Origin of the sequence: Geobacillus sp. PK12 (assembly GCF_004123125.1) — a bacterium.
In the GTDB taxonomy this organism is placed as follows: domain Bacteria; phylum Bacillota; class Bacilli; order Bacillales; family Anoxybacillaceae; genus Geobacillus; species Geobacillus zalihae.
Genome location: NZ_SDKL01000062.1, coordinates 1 through 10,100, shown reverse-complemented (window position 1 = coordinate 10,100; position 10,100 = coordinate 1). Strand labels below are relative to the sequence as shown.

Genomic DNA, 10,100 nt, shown 5'->3' with positions numbered 1-10,100 from the left:
CGTTTGTAACGCCGCAAATCAAGATATTCCCATTGATGTGATCAAAAAACAGCTCCATGTCGCCTAAGAGGTACCTTGTTTGTCTCTCTGACCATGGAAATTATTGTAATGAAAAATGCTCATCTACAGTTACTCTTTTATATTCCCCTTTTAAGTTTCTACTTCCCCCTCGTTAGTTTTTGCTTATGATACCCCCGCTATTTTCAACAATTGACAAGTATTATACACAAGAAATGAAATTATCATCATCTCCTGATTTTTATATGGATTGCATTTATTGTTCCCTCCCCCTTCACAATTCTCCATCTTTATCCGATATAAAACATAGATAGTGTTCATGCAAAGGAGCGGGCGTTATGTCGGTGGAAAGGGTCTCTTCGCATTCTCCTTCTTATTTGTATGAAAGTGTTCGCAATGAAAAGGCAAGCAGCGTGATCGAGTCGCAAAAGCAGAATCATTCTAGCACTTCGGAAGCACCGCAGCAAAACATTCCAAAAGAAAAACTAGAAGAAGTAGTGAAAGGCTTAAACGAATTCCTTCAGCCAAGCCATACGTCGTTAAAGTTTGAACTGCATGACGAGCTGCAGGAATATTACGTACAAATCATTGATGAGCGAACGGATGAGGTCATTCGAGAAATCCCGCCGAAGAAGCTGTTGGATATGTACGCGGCGATGATGGAATTTGTCGGTTTAATTGTCGATAAAAAAATTTAACGGTGGTGAGTGAATTTGGCAAGCAACATGCGCATTGGCGGTTTGGCGAGCGGCATGGATATCGACCAGATCGTTAAGGACTTAATGAAAGTGGAACGGATGCCGCTTGATAAGTTGAAACAGAAAAAGCAAATTTTAGAGTGGCAGCGCGATGACTATCGGTCGATGAACACGCTGCTGCAAGGGCTCGATGACTACTTGTTTTCCAACATCACCCTCCAAAGCAGCATGTTCAAAAAAACCGTCTCGAGTTCGAACGAATCGGTCGTCACAGCGACGGCGGGCTCGAGTGCGGCGAACGTGGCGGCGGCGATTCAAGTCAATCAAGTGGCCACATCGGCCGTCTGGCTGTCCGATGCTACGAAAAGGGTGGATAAAGCGAGTTTCTCGGTAGACGCCGATGTCACGCTGACGATTAACGTGACAAACGGGGATGGGACGACGAAGCAGGCGACGATCACGGTAAAACAAGGAACGACGCTCGATGGGGTGATCGCCCAACTCAACAGCAACCTAGATCTTGGCGTCAGCGCGTTTTACGACGAGCAGACCGGGCGGGTTTCGATCATGAAAAAAGAGATGGGGGCGCAGGCGAGTCTAGTGCTCGCCGACCAGGCGACGGTGGACTTTTTTGCGCAATTAGGGTTTACGAATACTGCAGCGGGGCAAGAGCTCACGGGGAAAACGGCAGGGAAAGACGCCGACATCACCATCAACGGCTTGCGAACGACCCGCTCGTCGAACACATTTACGATCAACGGTGTGACGTATACGGTGAAAGGGACGGGCACGGCGACGGTGTCGGTGGAGACGGACGCGGACGCGATGTTTAACGCCATTAAAGGGTTTGTCGACAAATACAACGACACGATCGACAAAATCAACGCCGAGCTGAAAGAAGAGCGCTATCGCGACTATCCGCCGCTGACGGATGAGCAAAAAGAAGCGATGACGGAAAAGCAAATCGAGCTGTGGGAAGAAAAGGCGCGCAGCGGGATGCTTCGCGGCGATTCGATTTTGTCGAGCGCCTTAAGCCAAATGCGGATGAATGTGTACACGAAAGTCGAAGGAGCGAACATTCCAAGCGGGTTCTCGCAGCTCGCGCAAATCGGGATTACGACGTCGTCGAATTACCTTGACGGTGGGAAGTTGATCATTGACGAGACGAAGCTGCGGGAGAAAATCAAGGAAAACCCGGATGCCGTCTATCAACTGTTTAACCAAGACGGGGCGACGGATGCGGAAAAAGGGATCGCCCGCCGCCTGCGTGACACGATCAAAGCGACGATCGGGAAGATTGAGCAAAAAGCGGGGAAGACGATTTGGACGAACCAGCAGTTTGCGATCGGGCGCGATTTAATCGAAATCAATGACCAAATTGACCGCTTCCAAGACCGTTTGAAACAAATTGAAGACCGCTACTACCGCCAATTCACGGCGATGGAAGAAGCGATTCAGCGCGCCAACCAGCAAAGCATGTACTTGATGAACGCCTTTGGCGGCGGCATGCAGGGGTAAGCGGTTTGAAGGCTGAGGCGCTGTCGCGGTGACAGTGGGGGAAGAAGCGACCACGCTCACGGATGGCAACAGATGAAGGGCGTTCGGCGCGGCCCGTTGAATCAGATGATGGCTTGGCGATGGGGTGGACATCATAGAATCATAGAAAAGGAGTGACGGAAGATGGCGACAAACAATCCGTATCAACACTACCAAGCGAACGCCGTGCAGACGGCGTCGCCTGGGGAGTTGACATTGATGCTGTATAACGGCTGCTTGAAGTTTATCAAGCTCGCACGCCAGGCGATCGAGAAGGGGGACATTGCGGCGCGCAATGAGAATTTGATTAAGGCGCAAAACATCATTTTGGAACTGATGAAGACGTTGAAGATGGAGTATGAGGTTGCGAAGTCGATGATGACGATGTACGACTACATCTACCGCCGTCTGATCGAGGCGAATGTGAAAAGCGATGCGGCGATTTTGGACGAGGTGGAAGGGTATGTCGTCGAGTTTCGCGATACGTGGAAGCAAGTGATTCAGCTGAACCGGCAGCGCCAATACGCGGAAGGCGGGCAGGCGTAATGGGCGTGGTGCATGATGTATGGCGGGTGACGAAGGAGCTGCTGGAGGCGACGGCGCTGCCGTGGCCGTCCGAGGAACGGGAAGAGCGGCTTCGGACGGTTGATCGATTGCTTCGGGAGCGCCAGGAGCTCCTTTGGAAGCTGCGTCCGCCGTACAGCGAGGAAGAGCAGCGGCTTGGCCGCGAGATCATCGCTTGGAATGAAGAAATTGAGAGGCGGCTTCACCGCGTGGGTGATGAGATTCGAAACGATTTGCGCATGGCGGGGGCGAAGCGGCAGGCGAACGCCTGCTACGTTCATCCGTACGAGCAGCCGCTTTCGTTTGACGGGATGTTTTACGATAAGCGACGATAGGTGGGATTTTTGGATGGCGAGGTTGACGGACGCGGCGCTCGACATCATCCGCCAGTATACCTCGCTGCTCGAGACGATCGAGGAAGGGCTCGACTATGTGGAGGCGAGCTTTTCCGATCCGCGGCGGATGCATGCCGATGTGTTGCTTAGGGATATTTTGCTTGCGCTTGGGAAAATCGGCGAGACGAACGTGTATTTATGCGAGCTGTTCGCTGGGGAGAGCGATTTGGTCGGCCATATCGAACGGTTTGCGGATGTGTTGGAAGCGGCCGCGGCGCTTGGTGGACAGCTTTCCGATGCGGCGGCGAGGGAGCGCATTGTCTGCGGGCGGTTGTCGCCTGCGTTTCAGGCGTGGAAGCTCGCGGTTGAAGACGGCTTGCGGCGGTATGTCGTCCAATGAGGATGGATCCATTGGTGAGGTCATTGCTTAGGGGGAGATACAATCCATCGCCAGTCCATTCCAACGCAAGGTAGGGACGATCATCCGCCAGCCTTGTCTGTCGGAGGGAGGCATTGGGACCAGCGCAGCGCCACGCGACGGGAACGAATGACCGACGGGGTGGCAGCTGGCATGGAACGCGGGGCAGCGGCAGGGAACGTGCTGTCACGGTTTCGCTCGTTGTACGGGCGGCCACGGATGTTTAAGTAGAGAACGGAAAAAAAGCAAGGACAGCGCTGTGCTGTCCTTTTCGCTTCAAACCGCCTTCACAATCGTGATGTTCATCTCTTTCCGCAAGTCAATCTCATACGGACTTTTCAGCTCCTCGCCCGCGGGATTTTTGATGACGCGGACGATGGGGCGGAGCGGGAAACCCGGAAACACTTGGGAGACGACGCCGACTTCTCCGGTGTTGAGTTTGACGGTCGTGGCGACCGGGTAGACAGCGATGTAGGAAAGAAAGAGCTTAATGAGCTCGTAGTCCAAAATGCCGCCCGCCGCGGATAAGTATTCGGCTGCTTCGTGCGGCGAGTATTGTCTTCGGTGGTAGCGCGCTGACGTCAAGGCGTCAAAGACGTCGGCGATGGCGACGATGCGGGCGTATTCGTGAATTTCCTTGCCCGATAAGGCGCGCGGGTAGCCGCTGCCGTCGCACCGCTCGTGGTGCTGCAAGGCGCAGTGGGCGGAAAAGAGCGAGATGTTGCGCTGGCGACGCAGCAGTTCGAAGCCGAGATATGTATGGCGGCGGACGATTTCCTTTTCCTCTTCCGTCAAGGCTCCTTTTTTCCGCCAAAGACCGTCAGGCAGCTGGGTCATGCCGATGTCAAACAGCAGCGCGCCGATGCCGAGGTCAAGCAGCTGCTGGGGGCGATACCCTTTGGCGATGCCGATGACGCCGGCGATGGTGGCCACGTTGACCGAGTGGTGGAAAAAGTAGCCGTTCGAGATGACCAAATCCGACAAGTTGATGAGCAAGTTTTCTTGCTTCAATAAGTAGTCCAAAATGTCTTTGAACACTTTTTCATACTCTTTTCCCAAATCGAGCGAGGAGGCGCGGCTGAGCAGCTTTTTTTGCTCGATCAAGGCCGTCATCGTCTCGTACACTTTTTTCACCGCCTGCTGGCGCACGGTCGGGCTGATGAGCGGGCGCGGGCGGATGTCATATGTTTGTTTGTCGTCAATATAAATGTATTGAACCCCTTTTTGTGCTAAAGAACGGATGTAGCCGCTTGTCAGCCGCACGCCGCGCGACAAAAGGACGCTGCCGTTGGCGGCGAACAAGTCGACAGCGAGCACGTCACCGCTTTTCGCATGGGAAATATGGACCTTTCGCATCGTTCACACACTCCGTACCTTCCACATCATAAGAAAAAACACCTATGTCTATCTTACCATATTTTCCTGTGTTTTTCACAAAATCTTCAAAAATATTTTTGATTGAAACATGGATTGGATGGGTAATAAAAAAGTGTAGGGATTTACAGTTTTAAAGATAAGGAGTGGTCAGCGATGATGTATAACGTTCGCGGGGAAAACATCGAAGTCACGCCAGCGCTGCGCGAGTACGTGGAGAAAAAAATCGGCAAATTGGAGCGCTATTTCGATCGCACCGATGACGTGAATGTCCATGTCAATTTAAAAGTCTATAACGATGGACAAGGGAAAATCGAAGTGACCATTCCGATTCCGCATTTGTTGCTGCGCGCTGAAGAGCGCCATGAAGATATGTATGCGGCCATCGATTTAGTAACCGATAAGCTCGAGCGGCAAATCCGCAAACATAAAACGAAAGTCAATCGGAAGCTGCGCGACCGCGAGAAAGAAGCGAAGCTGGCTGCCCCTGTGCCAAGCGGCGCTTCCGCGGCGGAGAATAATGAAGAGGAGTTTGAAATCGTGCGCACGAAACATTTCAGCTTGAAGCCGATGGACAGCGAAGAAGCGATTTTGCAGATGAATTTGTTGGGGCACAACTTCTTCATTTTCACCAATGCGGAAACAAACCGGACGAACATCGTCTACCGCCGCAAAGACGGAAAATACGGATTGATCGAGGCGAATTAAACGGTTGCCTCTTGTGCGCATCCCCTGCTTTTTTTGGCAGGGGATGTTATAATATGCATGAGAAAAATCAAAATGGGGGAGAGCGATGGAGGAATTGTTGCGTCAAATTTTGTCCAAGTTGGACAACATGGAAAAAGGATTTTTGGTGTTCCAAGAAGAAACTCGCCAACGGTTTGAGCAGATGGATGGCCGTTTGACGGAGATGAACGGACGCCTCGTCGGCCTCGAACAGGAAATGGGCGCGGTGAAAGAGCGGTTAGACCGTGTGGAAACGCGGTTGGGCGGCGTAGAGACCCGGTTGGACGGCGTGGAAACGCGGTTGAATGGTGTAGAGACCCGGTTGGACGGCGTGGAAACGCGGTTGAATGGTGTGGAAACTGAATTGGAGGAAGTGAAAGAGACGCTTCATCGGGTCGAAACGCAGCTTGTGGATGATGTGCAAATATTGCTTCGCAAAATTCATGAAAAAGTTGAGGAGAAAAGTTTTGAAATTTATGCGCTGAACCGGCGGCTTCACCATGCGGAAGCGGCGATTGAGCAGCTTCCGTCCAAGGCGTGATTCCCTCTTTTGGACATGCCCCTCTCTAAGCCTGTGCAACAGTTGTCACCTATCCCTGTAAATGATATGATGAAGAAGTGAGTCCATGAAAAATAAGGAGCGTTTCCTATGCTTGGAGTCTTAAAAAAAGTATTTGACCCGAACAAGCGTCAGTTGGCAAGGCTCGAGAAAATTGCGGATCAAGTGGATGCGCTCGGTCCGGAGATGGCCCGACTGTCCGATGAACAGCTGCGGCAAAAAACCGAGGAATTCAAAGCCCGCTACCAACAAGGCGAATCGCTCGATGATTTGCTTGTTGAGGCGTTTGCCGTTGTGCGCGAAGGGGCGAAGCGCGTCCTTGGCTTGTACCCATATAAAGTGCAAATTATGGGCGGCGTCGTCTTGCATGAAGGCGACATCGCCGAGATGAAAACTGGGGAAGGGAAAACGTTGACGGCGACGATGCCCGTCTATTTGAATGCCTTGACGGGGCGCGGCGTGCATGTCGTGACAGTCAACGAATACTTGGCGACGCGCGATGCGACGGAAATGGGCAAATTGTATGAGTTTTTAGGCATGACCGTCGGCTTGAACTTAAGCGGCATGTCGCGCGAGGAGAAGCAGGCGGCGTACAACGCCGACATTACGTACGGGACGAACAACGAGTTTGGCTTTGACTATTTGCGCGACAACATGGTGCTCTATAAAGAGCACATTGTGCAGCGGCCGCTCTATTATGCGATCATCGACGAGGTTGACTCGATTTTGATCGATGAAGCGCGGACGCCGCTCATCATTTCCGGCACGGCGCAGAAGTCGACCAAGCTGTATGTGCAGGCGAATGCGTTTGTCCGCACGTTGCGCAAAGATGTCGATTACACATACGATGAAAAGACGAAAAGCGTCCAGCTGACGGAAGAAGGGATCAACAAAGCGGAGCGCGCGTTTGGCATCGACAACTTGTTCGATTTGAAACACGTCACGCTCAACCACCATATTCAGCTGGCGCTGCGGGCGCACGTGACGATGCAGCGCGATGTCGACTACGTCGTGCAAGACGGAAAAGTGATCATCGTCGACCCGTTCACCGGGCGCTTGATGCACGGCCGCCGCTACAGCGATGGGCTTCATCAAGCCATTGAGGCGAAAGAGGGGCTCGAGATTCAAAACGAGTCGATGACCTTAGCCACGATTACGTTCCAAAACTACTTCCGCATGTATGAAAAGTTGGCGGGGATGACGGGGACGGCGAAGACGGAAGAGGAAGAGTTCCGCAACATTTACAACATGCGCGTCGTCGTCATTCCGACGAATCGGCCGGTCATTCGTGAAGACCGTCCGGATTTGATTTATCGGACGATGGAAGGGAAGTTCCGCGCCGTGGTTGAGGACATCGCCGCCCGCCATGCGAAAGGGCAGCCGGTGCTCGTCGGCACGGTGGCGATCGAAACGTCCGAGATGTTGTCAGAGATGCTCAAAAAACGGGGCATCCCACACAACGTCTTAAACGCGAAAAACCATGCGAAAGAGGCGGAGATCATTGCCCAAGCGGGGCAAAAAGGCGCGGTGACGATTGCGACGAACATGGCCGGGCGCGGGACGGACATTAAGCTTGGCGAAGGGGTCAAGGAGCTTGGCGGGCTCGCGGTCATCGGCACGGAGCGTCACGAAAGCCGGAGGATCGATAACCAGCTGCGCGGCCGCTCGGGACGCCAAGGCGATCCTGGGGTGTCGCAGTTTTACTTGTCGCTTGAGGATGAGTTGATGCGCCGCTTTGGTTCCGAGAGCCTCATGGCCATGATGGACCGCCTTGGGATGGACGACTCGCAGCCGATTCAAAGCAAAATGGTGACAAGGGCCGTTGAGTCGGCGCAAAAACGGGTCGAAGGCAACAACTTCGACGCCCGCAAGCAACTGCTTCAATATGACGATGTCCTGCGCGAACAGCGGGAAATCATTTACCGCCAGCGCTATGAAGTGCTCGATTCCGACAACTTGCGCGGCATTATCGAAAAGATGATCCAATCGGTGATCGAGCGCGTCGTCAACGCTCATACGCCGAAAGAAGAGGTTCCCGAAGAATGGAATTTGAAAGGGCTCGTTGAGTATCTCAACGCCCATCTGCTTCCGGAAGGGGATGTAACGGAAGCTGACTTGCGTGGCAAAGAGCCCGAAGAGATGATCGAGCTCATTTGGGCGAAAGTGAAGGCGCGCTATGATGAGAAAGAAGCGCAAATCCCGCCGGAACAGATGCGCGAGTTTGAACGCGTCGTCGTCTTGCGCGCTGTCGATATGAAATGGATGAACCATATCGACGCGATGGAGCAGCTTCGCCAAGGCATCCATTTGCGCGCCTACGGGCAAGTCGACCCGCTGCGCGAATATCAGATGGAAGGCTACGCCATGTTTGAGGAGATGATTGCGGCGATTGAAGAGGAAGTCGCCACCTATATTATGAAGGCGGAAATTCACCATAACCTTGAGCGCCAAGAGGTGGCCAAAGGCGAAGCGGTTCACCCGAAAGAAGACGGCGAAGAACCGAAGAGAAAACCGGTCCGCAAGGCGGTGCGCGTCGGCCGAAACGACCCGTGCCCGTGCGGGAGCGGGAAAAAATATAAACATTGTTGCGGAAGAGTGGTATAACCGTTTATAAATAATAAAGGGAGGCTCGGCCTCCCTTTTGAATGGCAGACATTCATCGTTGGCATACTATATTGATGATGAGGTGAGGACAACATGATCGATTTGGTGGAAATCAAGCAAGAGCTTGAGAAAATGGCTAAGCGATTAGCGGAAATCAGGGGGTCTCTTTGACCTCGAAGCGAAGCAGGCGCGCATTCGCGAATTAGAAGAGCAAATGGCGGCGCCCAACTTTTGGGATGATCAAAAGGCGGCGCAGGCGGTCATTTCCGAAGTGAATGCGCTCAAAGATCTCGTCGAGGAATTTTCCTCGCTTGAAGAACGGTTTGACAACTTGGAAGTGACGTACGAACTGCTCAAGGAAGAGCCGGATGACGAGCTCCAAGCTGAGCTCGTCGAGGAAGCGAAAAAGCTGATGAAAGACTTCAGCGAGTTTGAGTTGCAGTTGCTGCTCAATGAGCCGTACGATCAAAACAACGCTATTTTGGAGCTCCACCCGGGTGCGGGCGGCACGGAGTCGCAAGACTGGGCGTCGATGCTGTTGCGCATGTACACGCGCTGGGCGGAGAAAAAAGGGTTTAAAGTCGAGACGCTCGATTACCTCCCGGGCGAGGAAGCCGGGATTAAAAGCGTCACGCTGCTCATTAAAGGGCACAACGCCTACGGCTATTTAAAAGCGGAAAAAGGGGTGCATCGGCTGGTTCGCATCTCGCCGTTTGACGCCTCAGGCCGCCGCCATACGTCGTTCGTGTCGTGCGAGGTTGTGCCGGAGATGGATGATAACATTGAAATTGAGATCCGGCCGGAAGAGCTGAAAATCGACACGTACCGCTCAAGCGGCGCGGGCGGGCAGCACGTCAACACGACCGACTCGGCCGTGCGCATCACCCACTTGCCGACCGGGATTGTCGTCACGTGCCAATCGGAGCGGTCGCAAATCAAAAACCGCGAAAAAGCGATGAATATGTTGAAGGCGAAATTGTACCAAAAGAAACTCGAGGAGCAACAAGCCGAACTCGCTGAGCTGCGCGGCGAGCAAAAAGAAATCGGCTGGGGCAACCAAATTCGTTCGTACGTCTTCCATCCGTATTCGCTTGTCAAAGACCATCGGACGAACGTCGAGGTCGGCAATGTGCAAGCGGTGATGGATGGGGAAATTGATGTGTTCATCGACGCGTATTTGCGTGCGAAGTTGAAGTAAAGGGCGATCATCGGATCGTCCTTTTTCGTGTGCGCCCGGCATGGGTGCAGTCTATAGGGTGAAAGTCCCG

General features: G+C 53.1%; 10 protein-coding genes. 9 read left to right on the top strand and 1 reads right to left on the bottom strand.

Annotation, left to right across the window (positions count from 1 at the left end):
• The first annotated feature begins 356 nt into the window (after nt 1-356).
• The 5 genes from flaG (at nt 357) to ETR37_RS16575 (ending at nt 3,551) form a co-directional block, all read left to right on the top strand.
• Nucleotides 357-716, top strand: coding sequence for a flagellar protein FlaG (gene flaG, locus ETR37_RS16595; protein ID WP_129447546.1), 360 nt, complete (start codon nt 357-359; stop codon nt 714-716).
• Between the two features lie 15 nt (nt 717-731).
• Complete coding sequence (locus ETR37_RS16590) at nt 732-2,234, top strand: flagellar hook-associated protein 2 (protein ID WP_129447545.1); 1,503 nt, start codon at nt 732-734, stop codon at nt 2,232-2,234.
• 162 nt (nt 2,235-2,396) lie between these two features.
• A complete protein-coding gene (gene fliS, locus ETR37_RS16585; protein ID WP_110107569.1) occupies nt 2,397-2,798 on the top strand; it encodes a flagellar export chaperone FliS in 402 nt (133 codons plus the stop codon).
• Entirely contained in the window at nt 2,798-3,151 is a 354-nt protein-coding gene (gene fliT, locus ETR37_RS16580; protein WP_129447544.1) for a flagellar protein FliT, read from the top strand. Before fliS ends, fliT begins: the two co-directional genes overlap by 1 nt.
• A 13-nt stretch (nt 3,152-3,164) precedes the next feature.
• The gene (locus tag ETR37_RS16575; RefSeq protein WP_129447543.1) at nt 3,165-3,551 is read left to right on the top strand and encodes a DUF8042 domain-containing protein; all 387 of its coding nucleotides are present in this window, start codon (nt 3,165-3,167) and stop codon (nt 3,549-3,551) included.
• Nucleotides 3,552-3,845: 294 nt separating this feature from the next.
• Here the strand turns inward: ETR37_RS16575 and ETR37_RS16570 are convergent, their stop codons facing one another.
• Complete coding sequence (locus ETR37_RS16570) at nt 3,846-4,925, bottom strand: HD-GYP domain-containing protein (protein ID WP_015375821.1); 1,080 nt, start codon at nt 4,923-4,925, stop codon at nt 3,846-3,848.
• Nucleotides 4,926-5,099: 174 nt separating this feature from the next.
• Between ETR37_RS16570 and hpf the strand changes: the two genes are divergently transcribed.
• From hpf to prfB, 4 genes are all read left to right on the top strand, one after another.
• Nucleotides 5,100-5,651: a ribosome hibernation-promoting factor, HPF/YfiA family gene (hpf, locus tag ETR37_RS16565; RefSeq protein ID WP_129447542.1), complete on the top strand. Its 552-nt coding sequence runs from the start codon at nt 5,100-5,102 to the stop codon at nt 5,649-5,651.
• 85 nt (nt 5,652-5,736) lie between these two features.
• Nucleotides 5,737-6,210: a hypothetical protein gene (locus ETR37_RS16560; protein WP_129447541.1), complete on the top strand. Its 474-nt coding sequence runs from the start codon at nt 5,737-5,739 to the stop codon at nt 6,208-6,210.
• Between the two features lie 108 nt (nt 6,211-6,318).
• The gene (gene secA / locus ETR37_RS16555; RefSeq protein ID WP_060788269.1) at nt 6,319-8,832 is read left to right on the top strand and encodes a preprotein translocase subunit SecA; all 2,514 of its coding nucleotides are present in this window, start codon (nt 6,319-6,321) and stop codon (nt 8,830-8,832) included.
• Between the two features lie 93 nt (nt 8,833-8,925).
• Nucleotides 8,926-10,030 (top strand): peptide chain release factor 2 gene (prfB, locus tag ETR37_RS16550; protein WP_122983794.1). Its coding sequence is split into 2 segments (ribosomal slippage): nt 8,926-9,000 and nt 9,002-10,030, totalling 1,104 coding nucleotides; the frame shifts between segments, so codons are not numbered across the junction.
• The last annotated feature ends 70 nt before the right edge of the window (nt 10,031-10,100 follow it).